At 62.9% G+C, this 20,235-nt stretch carries 14 protein-coding genes and 2 pseudogenes; 7 read left to right on the forward strand and 9 right to left on the reverse strand.

The window, feature by feature from the left end:
• Positions 1 to 534, reverse strand: a pseudogene (locus AC4DF4_RS12315) (carbohydrate porin); the annotation flags it as partial.
• Between the two features lie 403 nt (positions 535 to 937).
• Between AC4DF4_RS12315 and AC4DF4_RS12320 the strand changes: the two are divergent.
• A complete protein-coding gene (locus AC4DF4_RS12320) occupies positions 938 to 2,692 on the forward strand; it encodes a hypothetical protein (RefSeq protein WP_490048407.1) in 1,755 nt (584 codons plus the stop codon).
• Positions 2,693 to 2,755: 63 nt separating this feature from the next.
• Here AC4DF4_RS12320 and AC4DF4_RS12325 read toward each other — a convergent pair whose 3' ends face one another.
• On the reverse strand, positions 2,756 to 3,223 hold the full coding sequence (locus AC4DF4_RS12325) for a hypothetical protein (RefSeq protein ID WP_490048408.1): 468 nt from the start codon (positions 3,221 to 3,223) through the stop codon (positions 2,756 to 2,758).
• 174 nt (positions 3,224 to 3,397) lie between these two features.
• Here AC4DF4_RS12325 and priA point away from each other — a divergent pair, with 174 nt between their 5' ends.
• Positions 3,398 to 5,617 carry a replication restart helicase PriA gene (gene priA, locus AC4DF4_RS12330; protein ID WP_490048409.1) on the forward strand — a complete coding sequence of 740 codons (2,220 nt, stop codon included), beginning with the start codon at positions 3,398 to 3,400 and terminating at the stop codon, positions 5,615 to 5,617.
• Positions 5,618 to 5,714: 97 nt separating this feature from the next.
• On the opposite strand, the gene AC4DF4_RS12335 is transcribed toward priA, so the two are convergent.
• The 6 genes from AC4DF4_RS12335 to AC4DF4_RS12360 form a co-directional block, all read right to left on the reverse strand.
• Entirely contained in the window at positions 5,715 to 6,140 is a 426-nt protein-coding gene (locus tag AC4DF4_RS12335) for a cache domain-containing protein (RefSeq protein WP_490048410.1), read from the reverse strand.
• Between the two features lie 54 nt (positions 6,141 to 6,194).
• Positions 6,195 to 6,509: a hypothetical protein gene (locus tag AC4DF4_RS12340; RefSeq protein ID WP_490048411.1), complete on the reverse strand. Its 315-nt coding sequence runs from the start codon at positions 6,507 to 6,509 to the stop codon at positions 6,195 to 6,197.
• Between the two features lie 202 nt (positions 6,510 to 6,711).
• Positions 6,712 to 7,716: an NHL repeat-containing protein gene (locus AC4DF4_RS12345; protein ID WP_490048412.1), complete on the reverse strand. Its 1,005-nt coding sequence runs from the start codon at positions 7,714 to 7,716 to the stop codon at positions 6,712 to 6,714.
• A 308-nt stretch (positions 7,717 to 8,024) separates the two neighbouring features.
• The gene (locus tag AC4DF4_RS12350; protein ID WP_490048413.1) at positions 8,025 to 8,663 is read right to left on the reverse strand and encodes a hypothetical protein; all 639 of its coding nucleotides are present in this window, start codon (positions 8,661 to 8,663) and stop codon (positions 8,025 to 8,027) included.
• Positions 8,664 to 8,671: 8 nt separating this feature from the next.
• A complete protein-coding gene (locus AC4DF4_RS12355) occupies positions 8,672 to 10,654 on the reverse strand; it encodes an SGNH/GDSL hydrolase family protein (protein ID WP_490048414.1) in 1,983 nt (660 codons plus the stop codon).
• 45 nt (positions 10,655 to 10,699) lie between these two features.
• On the reverse strand, positions 10,700 to 11,308 hold the full coding sequence (locus tag AC4DF4_RS12360) for a discoidin domain-containing protein (protein ID WP_490048415.1): 609 nt from the start codon (positions 11,306 to 11,308) through the stop codon (positions 10,700 to 10,702).
• A gap of 211 nt (positions 11,309 to 11,519) precedes the next feature.
• On the opposite strand from AC4DF4_RS12360, the gene abc-f reads away from it, so the two are divergent.
• On the forward strand, positions 11,520 to 13,199 hold the full coding sequence (gene abc-f / locus AC4DF4_RS12365) for a ribosomal protection-like ABC-F family protein (RefSeq protein ID WP_490048416.1): 1,680 nt from the start codon (positions 11,520 to 11,522) through the stop codon (positions 13,197 to 13,199).
• Between the two features lie 27 nt (positions 13,200 to 13,226).
• Here the strand turns inward: abc-f and AC4DF4_RS12370 are convergent, their stop codons facing one another.
• On the reverse strand, positions 13,227 to 13,655 hold the full coding sequence (locus AC4DF4_RS12370; protein WP_490048417.1) for a glycoside hydrolase family 2 TIM barrel-domain containing protein: 429 nt from the start codon (positions 13,653 to 13,655) through the stop codon (positions 13,227 to 13,229).
• Between the two features lie 472 nt (positions 13,656 to 14,127).
• Between AC4DF4_RS12370 and AC4DF4_RS12375 the strand changes: the two are divergent.
• The 4 genes and pseudogenes from AC4DF4_RS12375 to AC4DF4_RS12390 all read left to right on the forward strand — a co-directional run.
• Positions 14,128 to 14,766, forward strand: a pseudogene (locus AC4DF4_RS12375) (C1 family peptidase); the annotation flags it as partial.
• A complete protein-coding gene (locus AC4DF4_RS12380) occupies positions 14,763 to 17,543 on the forward strand; it encodes a family 78 glycoside hydrolase catalytic domain (RefSeq protein ID WP_490048418.1) in 2,781 nt (926 codons plus the stop codon). The pseudogene AC4DF4_RS12375 and the gene AC4DF4_RS12380, both read left to right, overlap by 4 nt.
• The gene (locus tag AC4DF4_RS12385; RefSeq protein WP_490048419.1) at positions 17,540 to 18,898 is read left to right on the forward strand and encodes a sulfatase family protein; all 1,359 of its coding nucleotides are present in this window, start codon (positions 17,540 to 17,542) and stop codon (positions 18,896 to 18,898) included. The genes AC4DF4_RS12380 and AC4DF4_RS12385 overlap by 4 nt, the downstream gene beginning before the upstream one ends.
• Positions 18,899 to 19,066: 168 nt before the next feature.
• A complete protein-coding gene (locus tag AC4DF4_RS12390; protein ID WP_490048420.1) occupies positions 19,067 to 20,005 on the forward strand; it encodes a DUF6288 domain-containing protein in 939 nt (312 codons plus the stop codon).
• The last annotated feature ends 230 nt before the right edge of the window (positions 20,006 to 20,235 follow it).

Below are 20,235 nucleotides of genomic sequence, written 5' to 3' on the forward strand. Positions count from 1 at the left end.
CCAGGATTCCATCTGCAGTCCCCAGGTCCATCCGGCGGTCCGGTCGTTATAGTCGAGGCCGCCGACCTCGCCCTCGAGGCCCTCGCTCCACATCGCGTAGGTGAGAAACGCCCGCAGCACCGGGCGGCTGAAAAACTCGTCACCCAGGGAAACCTTTGGGGCGACCGTCAATTTGCCCAAGGTGCCGCCATCGCCATTCCGGGTCGAGGACGCCCAATCCACTCCGCCTTCGAAGGCGAGGCTGAACACGTCGGAAATCTGCCAGATCGGACGCAGGCCTCCCGAGACCCACTGCGGGTCGGGCGCGTCGGTGGCGAAGTCGGTGTATTGGCAGGCCATCGCCGCCCCGATGGAAAATTGCTCGGTCGGCTGCACCACCACCTGGTCCGTCACCCGGAACCGCCACAAGTCATGAGGATCCGGGCGGATGAATGAGCCGGAAGAAGTGTTGAACGTTTCAAACCCGGCAGTGAACGTCAAAGCCGCTCCGGTAGCGGCCTGGACCGAGAACGTGTGCAGGCTTTTTTCATCGAGAAACCCCTTGTGGTTTTCACCAGGCTCCTGACCTCGGGTTCCGGAGCCGCTTTCGCGACTTGGGCAGGCTTCTTCCGCGGCGTCGGCGCGGGGCCGCCGCGGACTCGGTTTTTAACTCGCGAATCCGGGATTCCAGCCGGCTGATCCGCTTTTCATAATCTCCGCTTAATGCGTCAAGCTCCCGCCTCAACTCCGCAGTCGCATCGTTCCGCGGCATCGCGGGCGTTGCGAATCCAAGCAGCAATCCGCCCGCACAAAACATCAGGGTTTTCACAAATGCAGAAAACCACCCGGCCGCAAGCACCGTCAAGCCGCTTCAAAATCCCCCTCTGCCAGGCCATCCGGATTTTTTCCGCAATGTTCGCTTGTGATGCGGCGCGCGGATTTGCTTAAACCAAGCAGGATGCGTCCGGGAAAATTCCATCTGTTGCGAGTCGCCGGGTTGTTGCTGGGTGCGGCGACCTGCCTTTGCGCGGAAAATTTCGCACCGCCTGCGGAAGGGCCGGTGGCGTTCCGCCGCGACCGGATTCCGCTGGACACGGAGGCGATGGCTGGTCTTTCCCGGCAGCTGGCGACGCTCGCGGAGGGGCTGGATTTCAAAACGGCCGCGAACCGCCGGGCCGTGGCACAGATGCTCGCCCTCTCGGCAGCACTGGACCCGGCTAACAGCAGGGCGAGAGAGCTCGTCGCCCTGTTTCAAAAAGACAAACGCCCGGCAGCCATCGATCCCGGAGAGGTGGCGAAATCCCGGGAGCGGATCTGGCAATATCTAATATGGCTGGAGGCGCCGGAGTCCGGAAGCCAAGGCCAGGCGCTGGCCGCCTGCCTGAAGGACGTCATGCGCATTTCCGATCCGGAACATCCGCGGGCGGAAGCCTTGCGCGCCGCCGGAGAACGCGGCGCATGGCAGGGCTGGATTCCGGGACTCGCCGCTTACGAGACCGCGGCAGCCGCAAAGCCAAAACCGCAGGAGAAAGTGGTGGCTGCCAATCCCGGAATCAAGCTTTCCCAGGCGCGGGTTTCCACGCGGCTTTGGAAAAATGTCGGCAAGGACCCTACCGCAAAATGGATTCTCAGCCCCGCGCCAATCCAAATGTCCGCCGGTATGAATCCGGCCGGGGAAGGTGAATCCAAACCCTTTTCAATAAGCATCGGCACCAAGCAGGGCGATCACCGATTCTCGCAACTGAGTATCTCGCTCCTTCAGGTCCTCCAAAAACTCCACGGCAGCCTTCCTCCCGGCGGGCACGTCTCCATCACCAGCGACGCCTTGGAAATGTCGTTGCTCTCCGACAAGCGCCAAACAATCAGCGCCGCCGCCGCCGTCCTCGCGAGTTCCGCGATTTCCGGCCGCGAGCCGGACGCCACGATCATCGGAATGATCGATGAACGCGGAGCCTTCAAGCTGCCGAACGGATTCTGGGAGCAGCTCCAGTCGTTAGGCCCCGGCAGCGGCGGACGCCTGGTCCTCCCCTCCTCCGCCGCCGCTTTCCTGCCCTCGATGCTGGCCTTGGAAAAGCCCGGCTTCTTTCTCGAATACGAAGTCCTTCTTGCCGCGAACTTCCAGGAACTCCTGGATTTAACGGAAAAATCACCCGGCGAAAACCTTGCGAAAGCCTCCGCGCAGTTCCGGGAAATTCGCGAAAAGACCGGATCCCAGGCAATCGGCCAATACCTTTCCAACAACTTCGTTCGCCGCCGTCTGGCGGAAATCACCCAGGATGCAGCCTACCACTACTCGGCAAAAATGCTCGCGCTCCAAGGCGCGGGAAATCGCCCCGCATTCATTTCCCGCGCGGTTCTTGCCTCCGAGCTCCGCCATGCCATCGAGCCCATCAACGGGCTCGTCAAACAGGACTTTTATAGCCTCGAGCTGTCGCAACTGAACCAGCTTGTATCCACTCAGGAACCTTGTCGGAACGAGCTGAATCGCCTTCTTCGCTATGCGGAAAAGGGCGACCGTGAGTTGCTGTCCCGTGTCCAGGACATGGTCGCCGCCATCCGGGCTCTGGAGCGGTCTCTCAAAACGCGCGATGAATTCGCCTCCGGGATCACCGATAGCTTTTCCCCCTACTCCACGCTGGTCCGTATTCACGCTGAAGTCACCGCGGAGCTCGCCACGGCAATCTCTGATTCCGAAGCCGCCCCAGCCCGTTAGATCATTCCGCACGGCGAATCCCGAGTCGCCCGCCTGCGAATTTGTGCGACGTTCCCGCCGAGCTCACCACGCCAGCAGCCGGGTGATCGCGGCGCGCAGCGCGGTTTCCAAAACCGCCGCCTCGCCGTGACTGAGCGGGATGGTCACCTTGCGCAGGGATTTGTCTTCCGTGGTCTGGCGGGAAATGCCGAGCAAATAGGGCGCGCGCTCCGGATCATCCTGATAGGTCAGCTCGAACGCGCTGTTGGCCTTCTCCGACTGATGGAAGAGCTTCGCCTGAGGCTGGCGGCCTTGCAACGTGGCGAGCACGGTCCCGAGATCGGACAGCGCCCATTTCATGATGATTTTGTTTTCCCAGTCGAACTGCTTTTCACCGGACTGCGCGGCGGCATCGACGAAGACGGCCCCTTTGGCGGGATTGAGACCGAAACGAACCACGCCGCCGCTGCCGCGGGAATTCGGCTTGTAGATCGCGTATTCGGGGGAGCGCTCGGTGGTGGACTGGGAGGATTCAAGGACGGTGTCTTTCATGGAATTGGTTGGTTGGATACTTTTGCAAAATGGCACGCTCAGAATCATCGCGCAATCAAAAAGTGTTCATAAGAACATTTTCAACCGAACAGTTCACTTGCCTTGAATATCCGGGGCGGAGGATTCAAAAATGAACCTTGGCCCGCCCCGCTCCCGCAGCCACGCTCCGCCGCAATGAACGCCCGCGTGTTGATCGACGGACCCTCGGAGCTCGTCTTCGACTATGCCATTCCGGCAGGGCTCGACGTGCGTCCCGGCTGCCGCGTGCGCATCCCGCTGCGGCGGAAATCCGCCACCGGCACCGTGCTTTCCACCGGCGAGCCGGAGCAGGCGGATTTCGCGCTGCGCGAGTTGGAATCGCTCATCGATCCCGAGCCGCTGATCACGCCGGTCCTTCTCCGCACCGCCGACTGGATCGCGCATTACTATGGCTCCAGCATTGAGTCCGTCATCCGCTCGGTGCTGCCGGAGGGCGTGCGCTCGGAGGAAAACTCCGCGAAGACCCGCCGTGTTGCCGTGCTCGATGCCGCGCCTGATCCGGCCGTGCTGGTGAAGTTGGAAAAGCGCGCGCCGCGGCAGTTCACCATCCTTTCCCTGCTCAGCCACGCGCCGGACATGCGCCTGCCCGTCGCCGATCTCGGCGATGGCAATGCCGCCGCGCTCAAGTCCATGGAAAAGGCCGGCCTGCTCCGCCTCGTCGCCGAGGAAGTCCGCCGCGATCCGGACGCCGACAACGTCGAGGAAATCCTCGAATCCAAGCCGCTCGACCTCAACCCCGGCCAAGCCGCCGCGCTCGATGTGGTGCTCGCCGCCGTCGCCAATCCCACCATGGCGAAACCCATCCTGCTGCTAGGGGTCACCGGCTCCGGCAAAACCGAGGTTTACCTCCAGGCCGCCCAGCGCGCACTCGACCTAGGGAAAACCGTGCTCGTCCTCGTCCCGGAAATTTCCCTAACTCCCCAGACCGTCCGCCGTTTCAAGTCCCGCTTCGCCGGCATGCAGGACCAGGTCGCCGTGCTGCACTCGAATCTCTCCCAGGGCGAGCGCTTCGACGAGTGGCACCGCATCCGCAAGGGCGTTGCGCGCATCGTCATCGGCGCGCGCTCCGCCGTCTTCGCGCCGCTGCCGGACCTCGGGCTCATCCTCGTCGACGAGGAGCACGAAAACACCTACAAGCAGGAAAACGTCCCGCGCTACCACGGGCGCGATGTCGCCGTGCTGCGCGCCGCCTTCGAGCCGTGCGCCATCGTGTTAGGCTCCGCCACGCCGTCGCTGGAATCCTGGAACAACACGCTCACCGGCAAATACGACCTGCTCCGCCTCAACGAGCGCGCCGACGGCGCCTCCATGCCGCTGGTCCGCGTCGTGGACATGCGCATTGAGCAAACCAAGCACAAAGGAGGCCCCGCCATCCTATCCGACAAGCTCCGCACCGCGCTCGAACAGCGGTTGGAAAAAGGCGAGCAATCCATCCTCTTCCTCAACCGCCGCGGCTTCGCCCGTTCCCTCCAATGCACCGCCTGCGGCCACGTCTGCCAGTGCCCGCACTGCGCCGTCGCCCTCACCTATCACCGCACCGACGAGCGGCTCGTCTGCCACGTCTGCGGCTACCAATCCATCGTCCCGCGCAAGTGCCCCGAGTGCCGCGATCCTAACATTCTCCTCCAAGGCTACGGCACGCAGAAGGTCGAGGAAGTGCTGACCAAGGTTTTCCCCAAGGCCAAATTCGCCCGCATCGACGCCGACGCCATGCGCCGGAAAAACGCCCTGCGCGACACGCTCGCCGCCTTCAAGGCCCACAAGATCGACATCCTGATCGGCACGCAGATGATCGCCAAGGGCCTGCATTTCCCCAACGTCACGCTCGTCGGCATCCTCAACGCCGACCTCGGCCTGCACGTCCCGGACTTCCGCGCCGGCGAGCGCACCTTCCAACTCATCACCCAGGTCGCCGGCCGCGCCGGCCGCGGGGATCTCGAAGGCGAGGTCATCGTGCAGACCTTCACCCCGCACTCGCCGTCCATCCAGTATGCGCGCAAGCACGACTTCGACGGGTTTTCCGAGCAGGAAATGGAGTTCCGCCGCGAGTTCTCCTTCCCGCCCTACGCGCACTGCGCCGTGCTGACCAGCCGCTCCACCCACGAGCGCCGCGCCGAGTTCACCCTTCAGACTCTCCACCTGCGCCTCGCGGAAAACCTGCCTGCCGGCATCACCCTCGGCGAGGTCCTGCCCTCGCCGCTCATCCGCTCGCACGGCCAGTTCCGCTTCCAGATCACCCTGCGTTCCCACCGCGCCCGCCCCCTCACCCGCCACGTCCAACAGATTCTGGCAAAAACCCCGCTGCCCGAGGACGTCACCGTCGTCTTCGACATGGACGCGCTGAATTTCTCGTGAGGAATGACCTCGTAAGGCTCTTGGCGTAGGGTTCGGGGCCAGAGCTATCGGCTAGGTTTTCACTGTAAGACTCCTTCATTCTCCGCTGCCCGTCTGATTACTCCCGCGCTTTCGGCAGCACGCGGCCAAACGCCACCCGCCAGCCGGTCAGCGCCGATGTGTTGAAAACCACGCGTCTCGGTGAGCCGTTGAATTCGTAGGCAACTTCGCCTGCCGTTCGACTCAGGATCGTCCCCACCGCGTCGCTCAGGCCGGGGTTTTGGAGTTGGCGAGGATCCACAAAATCCAGCGTCGGATTGATATGAAACGCGGTCAGCCCGTTGGTGGTCAGCGCGTAGAACACGGACCCGGCCGGCAATTTCAGCCGCTCATTGAGCAATTGGCTCAGATCATCCACGAAAATCGAAGCGCCGATCCCGCCCACCACCCGACTGTCCTTTTTCACGGGCACCGCAATAATGACCGACTTTTTTCCAGTCGATTTGCTGACCACCAAATCGCCACACACCGCCTCTCCGGCCATCAGTTTCGGAAAGTAGGCGCGGTCATCCAACTTTTGGCCGGCCAGTCCCTCGGCCTATGTGTGATACGTCCCGTCGGGGCGGACGAACCAGAGCACTTGCGGCAGCACCGGCGGCACGGACGCGCTCACCAGCGGTTTCATGCGTTCCCATTGGCCCGATCCCACCTCCTCCGTGCGGGCCAGAATTTCGAGCGTGTGCCGGGTCTGCAGCAAATATGCGTCTGCCAGGCTGCCGACTGCGGAGAGCAGCGCCTGGTCGTACGCGGCTTCCGTGCCGGCAACTGCCCCGGCCTTGGCCTGGGCGCGCGCGGATGGCATCAGACCGAGAGTCACAATCCACAAGCCGATGATTATGGAGAAAGTTTTCATGGCGACCTCCTTGGTTTTTCCCATCAAGGTTACATCCGAGAAGGGTATCAATAAACCACACCTCCCGCGTTTTTTCAAGTCACAGGCTCCGTGGCATGCGGGAAGAGCGAAAGAGAGGTGACCTCTGTCAAGATTTGAACCGACCCCATTTCCCCTTTGTTTACGAAAACTTGCAGAAGTCAATCCATCATCAAAACGACCGTCACACCCGCTCGAGCTTGATTGGGTAGGTGTTGGCGGAAGCGAATTGCGCGACGTAGATGCTTTCGTCCCGCGCGACGACCAGATCGTGTGGATGGATGAAGTTGCTGCCGGCCGAGGCCATTTTCCGGAGCTTGCCGGCATCATCGTATTCCGGGGCCGTTCCGCCGATGTTGGACAAGATTTTGAAGTCGCGGTCGAGCACCGAGAGGAATCCGCGGGAGTCACGGTCGGCAGGCCAGTTGTCGGCGAGATGGGCGATGAAATAGTGGTTTCCCTTTTTCTGGATCTGGCGGGGATTGCCACCCGGCATCGCGACGCGGAACTGTTCCTTGCCGTGATCGTCGAGCTTCATGAGATACTGCTGGTCACTCATGGCGATGAGCAATCCGTCGTCATAAATGCCGCCATGGGGCCCCCAATGGGTGACGCCGCCCTCCGCACCGCCGAACATGCCGGTGGCTTTTCCATCCGCTCCGAAACACTGGATGTAGTCACGCCCGTAACCGTCGAGGGTAAAGAAGCGTCCGTCCGGCGCATGCAGCGTCCATGATGGCCGGTATTGGTCCTGTTTCTCATACTTGCCGGAATCAGACGGCCAGTGCCACTCCCCGAGGATCTCGCCGTCGAGAGTGGTCTTGAAGAACGCGTTGCGCTTCAGGTCGGTCAGATAGAGGACTTGTCTCGCGCCCTCCTTGACGATCGAAAGGCCGTGGGCGCCGGGGAACGCGGCACCCCATTTTTGCACGAGCTTCCCGTCCTTGTCGTAAATGATCACGTTGTTCCGCACCTCGTCGGTTAGGAGGACGATATGGCCGGCATCGTCCTCAACGATGCCATGGCAGTTCATCACGGGGGTGTCTTTACCGAGCACGCCCCAGCCGGGAACGATCCGGTAGCGGAAGTCGCCATGGCCGAGGACGGGAGGCGCCGGGTTGGCCCTGGCGCGAGTGAGGGCCGCGGTGCCGGCAAGCATCGTGCTGGCGAGAAATTGTCTTCGGTTCATGAGTCGAGGGAAATCAGGCGGGAGGAAATCATCTTCCTTTTTGAAAAAAAGGATACGCGGCGGCTGCGGCTAATCCTTCGCTGATTGCGGGTTGAGGCGTCACATCCTCCCGCTGGCGCTCAATTCCTGGCGGAGGATTTTTTCTTGGTTCCCCCGTCCTTGGCAGGGTCGTAGCGCGGATTCGGGGTCGGCATCTGGGCATTCACCTCTTTCCGCCCGATACTGGTATCCAGGCTCTCGACCATCCCCGCCCGCGCCGGGTTGAGGAACTCGTTCTTCTCGTTTTTGAAGTCCTTGGCTTTCTCCGTCTATTTCGCCACCAGCGCGGGCGGCGCAATCAGCGGGCCGTGGACGGTATAGTAAGAGAAATACAGCAGGAATGGAGTGTCGCGCTTGGTCTTGTCGAGGAAACCGATCGCCGCATCAGTGATTGCGAGGAAATTGCTTTTGGGGTGAAGGCCGTTGAAAGAGCGGGTGACCGGACCGGAGGCGGGGAAAAAGGGGGTTGTGCGGCAGAGGTTAGAGGTGAAGATGAATCCGCGCGCCATTTCCTCCGGCTCGCAGGCGTCGGATTCGAGCGTGAACGGCAGCGCGTGGAATTGGAACCTGCCGCTCTTCACATACTCGTCGAGCCGCTGGCGGCGGGCTGGTGTCTGGCCATCCCAATCCTCGAGCACCTTCGACATCACCCAGCCCGGCCCCGTCCAGGCGAAGCGCTGTTCCGGCGGCAGGCTCTTGGACTGGTCCATGATGTCCATGGCCTTGGCGATCATGTCCGTCCGGTAATGGCGGACGATCTCGCTGACACGATGCGTGTAGCCGATGTCAAAGTGCGTCTTGATGATGACGATGACTTCACGCACGGGCGATGGCTTTGGCGGCGGCTCCTGCGCGATGCCGCGCGGAAGCGCGGCCACAATGGCGAACAGGAGAATCAGCTTCTTCATGGGGTTCGTTAGTTCTCAAGTAAATGAAACACCCTCAGCGCGCCGTCCAAGACGCGAACGCGGATGGTGTGTTTGCCCGCGGGCAGCCCGTCGGCGAGCATCAGCGCCCATGGCAGATGCAGGCCCTGGCTCCATGCGGTGGCCGTGTTCACGGTTTGCTCCGGACGATCATCGATGCGGAAGGCAATGGTGCGCGCGTCCGGACCGCTGGTGATCATCAGGCCAACACCTGTGCCCTCAACCGTGAACTCAAACTCAGCACCCGGCGTGGTGGCGACCAAGGCCGGAACATTCACATATCCCGCCCGGGTTCCCTTGCCATCGGTCGGCTGCCATTGCGGATCGAGCGTGAAGCCGTTGAGAAGCCGCGCTTTCTTCAGATCGCCGAAGCGGCCTTGGCCATAGCCGGCCGGGTCCAGCGGCGGCGGAAGCGGGTGAGGTTTCATCTCGGAAGTGGTTGCCCGCCATGCCGCGTCGAGCAAGCGGTTGATGCTGTTGGCATACACCTGCTGACCGTAGGGCGAGGGATGGAGATCGCGGAAATCTCCCGCCCAGGTGAACTGCCCCGCGGTGATCCGTTCGCTGACTTCACGCGAGAGATTCACGGAAGGACAGCCATAGTGGTCCGCCACCCGCTCGTGCGCGGCGACGGTGTAGGGCGATGTTCCCTCTTTCCACTTTCCAAAGTGAATGTCGTGAACGAAGTGCAATTCCACGATGTCGGTTTGCGGACTCACGCGCCGCACATGGCGCACGACCCCTTCCATGCCGCGCAGGGCCAGCGCCGCCGCGTTGGGCTGACTGTCGTAGTTGTGATCGTTCACCGCCGCCTCCACGAACAGCAGGTCCAACGGCCCGCGCGCCAGGACATCCGTCTCCAAGCGGAACGCATGGGGCACTGAGCCGAGCGACGGAATGCCGGCGGCGATGAAGTCGAACTTTGTGTCAGGAAAGCGCTGTTTCAGATGGTGCATCACCGCGTCGCGCCAGCCGGGGTTGAAGGTGATCGAGCCACCGAGGAAAGCGACCCGCCCGGTCTTCTCGCGCTCGAACTTCGCGCGGCTGTTGGCCAGCCCGTCACGCAACTGGAAGTATTCGCGCCCGCCCGGCAGCACCGTGGTGTGCCGCATGATGAACCGCGCCGAGGCGAATAGCTCCGGCAGCGGGAAATGGTGCCCGTTGCTCGCAGCGGTCCCTTCCTTGACCGTCACCAGTTCCATCGTGTGTCCGAGTGCTTGCAGCCGCCGTTGCGCTTCGAGCGTGTTCTGTTCCGGCGGCACCACGCGGTCATTGAGGCTGATGACATGGCGCAGCGGAATCTTTGCTTTTGCAATCGGGTCCAGCAAATCCACCGGATTGCCGCGCCAGGCGCGCAGTTCCGCCTCGTCCTTGAAGCCGTAGTATTTCAATGCCTCCGCCGTTTCCCTTTTTGCGCCGGGCCAGCCGAGCGGCCAGCTTTTCAAGTCCAGCACCGGCGTGTCCGCATAGATGCAGGCGATGCGGTCCGGATGCCGCGCGGCGTAGCGATAGGCGTGCAATCCGCCGCGGCTGACCCCTTCGAGCGCGGGTTTACCGGCGAAACCACGCTGTTCGGTTAGGTACTTGTAGAACAGGTCCATCAAATCCAGCGCCGCGTCGCAGCCGATCAGGTCGAGGCACTCGATGTAGGCGACCGCCCAGCCGTGGCGCAGCAGTTCGAGATCCACCTCCGCGTGGAAGTCGGGAAACGAAGTGCGCCAGACCCACGGCTTGCCCGGCGCGGCGATGGCGGGCTGGGTGATGAAACAGGATTTTCCTCCGACCGCGAAATTCAGCCGCTTGAAGCCGTGCCAGTCCGTGTCCGCGCCTTCGACCACTGCGGCGGCCTTCTCGACAAATCGTCCGTCCGCGTTTCTAGCGGAATCCTGCGGACGCGCGGGCACGGGTTCGCCCGCCAAGGCCGGCAGGGTGGCGAGGAGAGAGGTCAGCGTGAAGATGCGGTTCGGGTTCATGGGTTGATTAGTTGATCGGAGAACGGGCCACCGACCGGTTTTGTTTCACCAGTGCTGGAGTGATTTCGCTATTTCGCCTCCAAGCACGCCGATTTCGGCGGCGCACACGCAGTCGCCGGCGGCGGCATGAAGCGCGGTGAACTTGAAATAACGGCCTTTCGCCTGCCTGGCGAACATGACCTTCTGCTGCTCGGGGCTGTTGACAATGTTGCTGAACTCGCCGGTGGCGACAGGGTCGCCCCAGGTCCGACCGTCGGCGCTGACATGGAAGGCATAGCGATCCACATTGCCGATGGCGGTGCCATCCTGGCGCGGGAGGTAGAGAAGGCCGGTCAACTCATGCATGCCGCCCATGTCCACGACGACCTCCTGCGGCGGCGGCTGGCGCCCGGCCGCGGTGTGCGTGTGCCAGAGCGTGGCGGGGTTGTCATCGATCGCGTTGAAACCGGGCGCGCCCTCGCAGGTGGCGGAAACGATTTTCCAGTTCTTCTTCGACAGGCCCTTCTCGAGGTGCGGGGTGATGCTCCTGCCCGCCTCCTTGCGGCTCGACTCCGGTTCCAGATAGACACCAAACTCGGAAATGGCCGGACAGGCGCAGGCCTTGGTGATGCGCAGGCGGACTTTTTCGCTGGTGAGCGCCTGTCCGCGCCACAAGCGGCGTGCGCCGATGCAGGTGCCGGCCGAGCCGGCCTACGGCGAAGACTGCGGGGTTTACCGTGCGCTCGGATTCGTGCCGCTCAGCGAGAATCGCAGCGGCCGGCCGCGAAAAAAAACAGCCGTAAAGGCCCGGAACAAGGGAAAGCCATGAACCCCTCTGGAAACGCATGGACGGTTTCCTGACAAATGCCTGATCTTCCGCTGGAAGATGCCGAGCGAATCCCCGATCCCTGTCGAAATCCTTGCCCCCCGCGCGCTCCTCCATTACATCCTCCGCGTGCTCACGATTCACAAGCTTACCAAGACCCTCGGCGGCCGCTGCCTGCTCCGCGAGGCTGAAATGTCCATCAACTGGGGCGAACGCGTCGCCCTCGTCGGCCCCAACGGTGCCGGCAAGTCCACCCTTTTCCGCATGATACTCGGCGAGGACTCGCCCGACGAGGGCACCATCGAGCGCGACGAATACGCCATCACCGGCTACCTCCCGCAGGAAGCCGGCGAGCCGACGGACGAGACGATCCTCGAGATCGCCATGGGCATCACCCCGGAAATGATCGGCCTGCTCCGCATCATCCGCGAGGGCGAGAAATCCGGCGACCTCTCCAGCCCGGAGTTCGGAAAAGCCCAGGACCAGTTCACCGCCCTCAACGGTTACCAGCTCGAACCCAAGGCCAAGAAAATCCTCCACGGCCTCGGTTTCAAAAGCGACGATTTCAACAAGCCCGCCCGCGAATACTCCGGCGGCTGGGTGATGCGCGCCCACCTCGCCCAGCTCCTGACCATGGAGCCTGACCTGCTCATGCTCGACGAGCCGACCAACCACCTCGACCTGCTCTCCCTCCTCTGGCTCCAGCGCTACCTGTTAAATTACTCCGGCGCCATCCTCATGATTTCGCACGACCGCGACTTCATGGACTCCATCATCGAGACCGTCGTGGAAATCGATCCCGACGCCGCGAAGCTCAATTCCTACACCGGCAACTACAGCTCCTACCTCGAACAGCGCGAAGCCCGCTTCGAACAACAAACCCAAGCCTACCGCAACCAGCAGAAGGAAATCGAGCACGTCCAGGAATTCATCGACCGCTTCCGCCAGGTCGGGTCGAAAGCCTCGCAGGTCCAGTCCCGCATCAAGTCGCTCGAAAAGTTAGAACGCATCGAAAAGCCGCGCACCCCGCGCAAGGCCTTCAAATTCAGCTTCCCCCAGCCGCCGCGCTCGAACCAGAAAGTCATCGAGCTCCAGAAAGTCAGCCAAGCCTACGGCGACAAGCAGATCTACAAGGACCTCGACCTCACCATCGAGCGCGGCGACCGCATCGTCCTCGTCGGCCCGAACGGCGCGGGCAAATCCACCCTCATCAAGATCCTTGCCGGCCAGATCCCCATCAACGGCGGCAAGCGCGAGGTCGGCTACGCCACCAAGATCGGTTACTACTCGCAGCACCGCTCCGAGGCCCTCAACGAAAACAACACCGTGCTCGAGGAGGTCATGGGAGCCTGCACCACCCTCCGCGAGGAGGAGGCCCGCTCCATTCTCGGCTCCTTCCTGTTCCGCCGCACCGACGTCGAGAAGCGCTGCGGCGTCCTATCAGGCGGCGAGAAATCCCGGCTCAACCTCGTCAAGTTCCTCGTCGATCCGCCGAACCTCCTGCTCATGGACGAGCCGACCACCCACCTCGACATCCTCTCCATCGACTCGTTAGTCCAGGCGCTGAAAAACTACGAAGGCACGCTCGTCTTCATTTCCCACGACGTCCACTTCATCCGCACCCTCGCGGAAACCACGCTCCACATCAACAACGGCACCGTCACCCGCTACACCGGCGGCTACGACTACTTCATCGAGAAGAGCGGTCTCATCGACGACCGCAGCGCGGTGACGGCGTAAGCGCCTCCGAAGGCCAGCCCGACGCTCTCAACGACCCGGCCTTGGCCGGCGGCTCGGCGGGTTTCGTAGAATTTGCTCACCACCCACCACGCCTTCTTGCGCTGCCCTTTGTCGGAAACGAGGTCCTTGCGGTTCCAGCCATCCTGGTTGAGCGGATGGCGGCGGGTGGGCGGTCCGGATGAAGTTGCAGCCAACGGCTTTGACCTCGTTGAGAATCATCGCGGCATCAGCATCGGAAGAGGCGCGTCCTAACCGTTGGGGGATCTCCTCGTGGAGGTTGACCCCTTTCAGGAGAACCGGTTTGTCGTTGAGCAGCAGGTCGCATCCCTTGATCTCGATGCTGCGGAAGCCGATCTCGCCTGTCAGGAAATCTCCGCCCGCGGAAACCGTCGTCGGGTAGAGCTTGGGAGTGGTTTGGGTGGCGAGGTTCGAGTGGCGCAGCGCTTGCAAGGGCAAGGGCAAGCCAAACCGCCGCCGGACCAGGCAGGCCGGGCGCGATGGGGATTTGCGGGCGGGTGCTGACGTAAAAAGGCCGCTGAATGTCGCACTCAGCCGTAGACAGCTCCCCTGGCATTTGAGTAGCCTCCCTGCAGGGCCAGCCAACCAAGTTCCCCTACGGACACACTGTCCACACACACCGCACTAACGCCGTCCGCCGCTATTTTTCACCGACCATGACCGCCACCCAACTGAATCCCACAAGCCAACCCGTGGCGACCTCCGCCGAAGGGGCGCTCACCGCCGAGCTTCTCGCCACCTTGCGGGGAGTCTATCAGATGAACGCCGCGGACCGCGCGTGCCACAACGCCGTCACCAGCACTGACACCAGCACTGACACCAATTCGCTGGCGCTCATCCCGCCAAGGAAAAGAATGGGACGGGAAATGACGAGGCTTCCGAGTTTCATACTGCGGAGAACCAAAAGCTCACTTCGCCGGAGCGTCACACCCCGCAGTCGTTCTATCACCAATATGTCGGCCGGCCGCTCTCCGAGTTCGTCTGCCTCTACAACGATCCGCACAACGAGTTGGACCGCCACTACAGCTTCGACCGCGCGCGCAACATCGTCGGCAACGAGTGCATGCATTTCGTCAACATCGACACCGCGCCGATGAAGCAAATCGCCAAGGCGTCCATTCTCGCCAACGAGCCGCTCTGGTTTGCCGTCAACATGGACTTCGACCAATCGCTCGAACACGGCCTGATGAAGCACCGCCTGTTCGATTACGAAACACTCTTCGGCATCGACCTCGGCATCAGCAAGGCCAACCGGACGCGTTTCCACTCCGGGGCGTCCGGCCACGCGATGGCGCTGATGGGCGTGGACCTCGCCGCCGATGGCCAGACCCGCAAGTGGCTGGTCGAAAACAGCTGGGGCGACGAGAAGGGCGACAAGGGCTGTTGGACGCTTCACGACGACTGGTTTGACGAGCACGTTTACACGTTCATCGTCCACCGCCGCCACGTGCCTGAAGACATCCTGAGTCATTTCAATCAGGACGTCACCGTTCTGCCAGCCTGGTATCCGGGCGCGCAGTGTGTCCGCTCCGCGTCAAGCCCGGCATGAGGACGCACCGATCAGCCGGACCCATGGGGGCGCTATTGTTAGCCCTCGCCGCGGCCACACTCGCCCCCGCCGCCGCCTTGTCCCCTCTCGACCTCCGTTGCGAAGGGCTCAACGAGCCGCTCGCGGCGTCCTCCGCGCCGCGCCTGTCATGGCGCGTCGCGGCCAAGGATCGCGGCCAAGCGCAGTCTGCCTGGCAAATCCTGGTCTCTAGCAGCTCGGATCTCCTCGCCAAGGATCGTGGCGACCTCTGGGATTCCGGCAAGACGGCGGCCGGGCGCGAACCGTCCGTCCATTACACCGGCGCACCGCTCGCCCCCGGCGGAAACTATCATTGGAAAGTCCGCTGTTGGGACGCGGGCGGCGGACCGTCCGCGTGGAGCCAACCCGCCGTCATGGAAATCGCGCCGCAGTCCCCTGCCGACTGGCAGGGCGCCCGCTGGATCGACGACGGCAAGCCGCTGCCGGCCCGCGACGAGGATTTCTACCAGCCCGACCCGGCGCCGCTGTTGCGGCGCGAGTTTGAGATCTCAAAACCCGTCGTCCGCGCCCGCCTGCATCTGGCAGGTCTGGGGTTCTGCCTGCCGAGCCTCAACGGCAAGCGGCTCAACGACCCGGTGCTCGACCCGCCGTGGACCGCCTTTGACAAGCGCATCCTGTTCCGCAGCCACGACGTGACCGCGGAACTATCCGAAGGGAAAAACTGCCTCGGCCTGACCCTCGGCAACGGTTGGTACCATCCGCTGCCACTGCGCATGTGGGGCCAGCGCAACATCCGGGACACTCTCGCCACCGGTCGGCCGCGCGTCATCGGCTTGCTGGTCGTCGAGCATCCGGACGGCACCCGCACCACCCTCACCACCGGCCCCGGCTGGACGACCCACAGCGGTCCCACCGTGAGGAACAGCGTCTTCCTCGGCGAGGAGCGCGACGCCCGGCTCGCCCTGCCCGGCTGGGACCGCGCGGGCTTCGACGCCTCCCCGTGGCAACCCGCGCGGGTCGCCGACGCTCCGTTGGAACCGCTCAAGCCGCTGCTGGCAATGCCGCCGGTCCGCGCCACAGGGACGATGCCCGCCATGGCGGTCACCACCCCCGCGCCGGGCGTGCACATCGTGGACTTCGGGAAAAATTTCACCGGCGTCCCGGAAATCAAGCTGAGTGCGCCCGCCGGCACCCGCATCACCCTGCGCTACGGCGAGCTGCTCCACGCGGACGGCACGCTCAACCCGATGACCAGCGTCTGCGGCCAGATCAAGGGCATGCGCAAGAATGACAAGGGTGAGGAAGTTTCGGTCGGCGGTCCCGGCGCGCCGGCCATCGCCTGGCAGCAGGATGTTTACACCGCGCGTGGCGGCGAAGTGGAAATCTATCGCCCGGATTTCACCTTCCACGCCTTCCGCTTCATGGAAATCACCGGCCTGCCGGAAACTCCGAAACCGGAGGACTTCCACGGCCTCACCCTCCACTCGGACCTCCCCGACGCCGGATCGTTCTCGTGTTCTAACGAGCTTTTCAACCGCATCCAGGAAATCACCCGCCGCACCTTCCTCAACAACGTCGTCAGCGTGCAGTCCGACTGCCCGCACCGCGAGCGGTTCGGCTACGGCGGCGACATCGTCGCCACCAGCGAGGCGTTCATGATGAATTTCGACATGGCCGGATTCTACGCCAAGACCGTGCGCGACTTCGCCGACACAGCACAGCCCGACGGCAATTTCACCGACACCGCGCCCTTCGTCGGCATCAATTATTGCGGCGTCGGCTGGGCGATGGTCCACCCGCTTTTGCTGGAGCAACTCTACCGGCATTATGGCGACAAGCCGCTGATCGAAGAACAACTGCCCGCCGCCATCCGCTGGTTCGAGCTGGAGGCCTCCAAGCGCGAGAACAGCCTTGTCGTCAAAGGCCTCGGCGATCACGAGGCTTTGAAAAAGATCGCCGGACCGGTGATCACCACGCCGATGTTCATCGACACCGCGCGCCGCATGGCCCGGCTCTCCCGCATCGTTGGCAAAGAGAACGATGCCGCCCGCTTCGAGAAGATGGCGGAGGAATCCGCGGCCGCATGGACCAAGTCCTTCCTCGACCCGCAAACCGGCAAGATCGGCGGCGGATCGCAGTCAGAACAAGTCATTGCGCTCGGTTTCCGCGCGATGCCGGAGAGCACCCGGCAGGCCGTGTTTCTCCACCTCGCCAAAAACCTCAATCCGCGCAGCGACGGCCCCAGCCTCACCACCGGCATCTTCGGCACGCGATTCCTGTTGGAAGAACTCTCGCAACGCGGCCGCCACGATCTCGCCTACGCGCTGGCCGACCGCAAGACCTTCCCCTCATGGGGCTGGATGCTCGAAAACGACGCCACCACCTTGTGGGAATCCTGGAAGGAAAGCGACAACACATTCTCCCACAACCACCCGATGTTTGGCTCGATCTCCGCCTGGTTCTTCCGCCATCTCGGCGGCATCCAGGCGGCCGACGACGCGGTCGGCTTCGACCGCATCACGATCCGCCCGCAGCTCGCCAAGGGGCTCGAATGGGTCAATTGCTCGCATCGCACGGTCCGCGGACCGATCGAATCGAACTGGAAGATCGCCAAAACGGGCACCGAGTTTGAAATCGTCATCCCGCCGGACGCCACCGCGGAAATCGAGCTGCCCGCAGGCACCATCACCGAATCCGACAAGCCCCTTGCCGAAGCCGAAGGCGTAAGCGTCCTCAAGTCGTCGGGCAACCGGATGAAAGTCACCAGCGGACGCTACCGTTTCCTCGTCGTCCCATGAAACTCTTCCTTTCCGTCCTGCTCGCCGTCTTTTCCGCGAATGCCTGCTTTGGAGCCTCGAAAGTCAAGCCCCTCAACGTGCTCGTGCTCTACGCCGACGACTGGCGCTTCGACACGCTGGGCTGCGCGGGCAATCCGGTGGTCAAAACGCCGAACCTCGACCAGCTCGCGGGCGACGGATTCCGGTTCACGCAAAATTGCGTCACCACCGCCATCTGCGGGGTGAGCCGGGCCAGCCTGTTCACCGGCCAATGGATGTCGCGGCATGGCAACAAGGGCTTCGCCGCTTTCGAAACGCCTTGGGCGGAGACCTATCCGGGCCTGCTGCGTTCCAATAATTATTTCGTCGGCCACATCGGCAAGTGGCACAACGGCAAGTTTCCTGCGGAGAATTTCGACTTCGGCCGGGCGTATTCCGGGACCCACTGGATCAAGCAGCCGGACGGCACGCAGATCCACGTCACCAAGAAGAATGAGAACGACGCGCTCGAATTCCTCAAGACCCGCCCGGCGGACAAGCCGTTCTGCCTCACGCTGGCGTTCTTCGCCACCCACGCCGAGGACGGCAACCCCAAGCAGTTCCTGCCGCAGCCCGAGAGCATGGCGCTCTATCAGGACGTGACCGTCCCGCTGCCCAGGACCGCCACGGACGAAGCGTTCCGCAAACTGCCGCCCTTCATCGCCAACGAGAAGAACGAAAGCCGCGTGCGCTGGCACTGGCGCTTCGACACGCCGGAGAAATACCAAGAGATGATGAAGAACTACTACCGCCTCGCCACCGAGGTGGACGCCACCTGCGGCCGCCTGATCGGGGAGTTGAAAAAGCAGGGCCTGCTGGACAGCACGCTCGTCATCTTCGTGGGCGACAACGGCTACTTCCACGCGGAACACGGCCTCGCGGACAAATGGTATCCACACCAGGAAAGCATCCGGGTGCCGCTCATCGTGCGCGACCCGCGGCTGGACCCCTCAAAGCGCGGCGGCACCAATGACGACTTCACGCTCAACGTCGATCTCGCGCCGACCATCCTCGCCGCCACCGGCGTCAAGGCGCCCGCCACGATGCAGGGCCGCGACGTCGCGCCGCTTTACCTCGCAGCGAAGAAGCCAGCCTGGCGCGACGAGTTCTTCTATGAGCTCGCCACCGTTGGCAACGTGGCCAAAATCCCCTCCTCCGAGGCGCTGGTGCGCAAGGACTGGAAGTATTTCTACTGGCCCGACTTCAAGCTGGAACAACTCTTCCATGTCGAAGCCGACCCCTTCGAGGAAAACGACCTCGCCAAGGATCCCGAGCAGGCAGCCCGCCTCGCGGAAATGCGCGCGCGCTTCGCCGAGCTCAAGGCCGCCGCCCGATAGAACGGGTTTTCGCCAATCCGTAACATCCCCATCCAATCCCATGCAAAACCCCAATCTTGAGCCCTTCATCGACCGCCCGCAGCAAGAGGCTCCCATCCGCTGGCCATCGCGACGTTTCTAATGGCGGTCGTGCTGGTACTGCCCTGTGGCGCAGCATCGAAGAAGCAGATGACTCTGCCGGACCTGACCAAGGGTGAAGCCATTCCCGAGGGGGCCAATCACGATTGGACGCTCGGGGCCGCCGGCGCCCGCGGCTGGATGTACAGCGACAAGCTCGAAACCACCGCCGCCCGCCAGATCGCGATCACCCAGGCGGACAAGGTCTCGCCGGCGGACGGCGTTCTCAAGGCGGGCGACGTGATCCTCGGTGTTTCGGGAAAGCCGTTTTCGCATGACCCGCGCGTCGAGGTCGGCAAGGCGCTGACGATCGCCGAGTCCGAGGCCGGCAAAGGAAATCTCAGCATCACCCGCTGGCGCGATGGCAAGACGGAGGAGGTCGTTTTGAAACTCCAGGTGCTCGGCACTTACAGCGCCACCGCGCCCTACGACTGCCCGAAGTCGAAACGCATCTTCGAGCAAGGCTGCAAGGCGCTTGCCGAACGCATGCAGGATGCCGCTTATCCGAGAAAACAAAACCCGATCACCCGCTCGCTCAATGCGCTCGCGCTACTGGCCAGCGGCAACCCGCAATACCTGCCGCTGGTGAAAAAGGAGGTGGAGTGGGCGTCCGGTTATTCCGCCGACGCGATGCAGACCTGGTATTATGCCTACGTCATCATGCTTCTATCTGAATACCAGCTGGCGACCGGCGACGCTTCGTTCATGCCGGGCCTGGAGCGTCTCACGCTTTCATCGGCCAAGGGCCAGAGCATCGTCGGCTCGTGGGGCCACAAGTTCGCCGGCCCTGACGGCAGACTCGTCGGCTACGGGATGATGAACGCCCCCGGCGTGCCCCTGACGATTTCGCTGATCATGGCCCGCAGCGCCGGAATCAAGGACCCCGCCGTGGACCTCGCCATCGAGCGTAGCTCACGGCTCCTGCGTTTCTACATCGGCAAGGGAGCGGTGCCTTACGGCGACCATCACCCGTGGACGCAGACTCACTAGTGTCTGCGTAAAATTTTATTTGTCGGTTAGTGAATTTTAAAATTGTACGATTTTGAGGATGTATACAATTGGACAGGTGCCCGCCAAATCACACCGAATCAAATTATCGAAATCCGAACGCCATGAACTCGAAGCCCTCCGCGATCAAAAGAGCGGCAAGGCCTCCGGCATCATGCGTGCGGTCGCATTGTTGCTTTCCGACGAAGGCCCGCATGGTCCTGCCATGAAGG

The sequence above is a fragment of the Luteolibacter sp. genome (assembly GCF_058122085.1).

What these genes read in the sequence shown, in the direction of transcription:
- AC4DF4_RS12320 (WP_490048407.1), top strand. Translation starts at nt 938, where the DNA reads ATGCGTCCGGGAAAATTCCATCTGTTGCGAGTCGCCGGGTTGTTGCTG.
- AC4DF4_RS12325 (WP_490048408.1), bottom strand. Translation starts at nt 3,223, where the DNA reads ATGAAAGACACCGTCCTTGAATCCTCCCAGTCCACCACCGAGCGCTCC.
- priA (WP_490048409.1), top strand. Translation starts at nt 3,398, where the DNA reads ATGAACGCCCGCGTGTTGATCGACGGACCCTCGGAGCTCGTCTTCGAC.
- AC4DF4_RS12335 (WP_490048410.1), bottom strand. Translation starts at nt 6,140, where the DNA reads ATGGCCGGAGAGGCGGTGTGTGGCGATTTGGTGGTCAGCAAATCGACT.
- AC4DF4_RS12340 (WP_490048411.1), bottom strand. Translation starts at nt 6,509, where the DNA reads ATGAAAACTTTCTCCATAATCATCGGCTTGTGGATTGTGACTCTCGGT.
- AC4DF4_RS12345 (WP_490048412.1), bottom strand. Translation starts at nt 7,716, where the DNA reads ATGAACCGAAGACAATTTCTCGCCAGCACGATGCTTGCCGGCACCGCG.
- AC4DF4_RS12350 (WP_490048413.1), bottom strand. Translation starts at nt 8,663, where the DNA reads ATGAAGAAGCTGATTCTCCTGTTCGCCATTGTGGCCGCGCTTCCGCGC.
- AC4DF4_RS12355 (WP_490048414.1), bottom strand. Translation starts at nt 10,654, where the DNA reads ATGAACCCGAACCGCATCTTCACGCTGACCTCTCTCCTCGCCACCCTG.
- abc-f (WP_490048416.1), top strand. Translation starts at nt 11,520, where the DNA reads ATGCCGAGCGAATCCCCGATCCCTGTCGAAATCCTTGCCCCCCGCGCG.
- AC4DF4_RS12380 (WP_490048418.1), top strand. Translation starts at nt 14,763, where the DNA reads ATGAGGACGCACCGATCAGCCGGACCCATGGGGGCGCTATTGTTAGCC.
- AC4DF4_RS12385 (WP_490048419.1), top strand. Translation starts at nt 17,540, where the DNA reads ATGAAACTCTTCCTTTCCGTCCTGCTCGCCGTCTTTTCCGCGAATGCC.
- AC4DF4_RS12390 (WP_490048420.1), top strand. Translation starts at nt 19,067, where the DNA reads ATGACTCTGCCGGACCTGACCAAGGGTGAAGCCATTCCCGAGGGGGCC.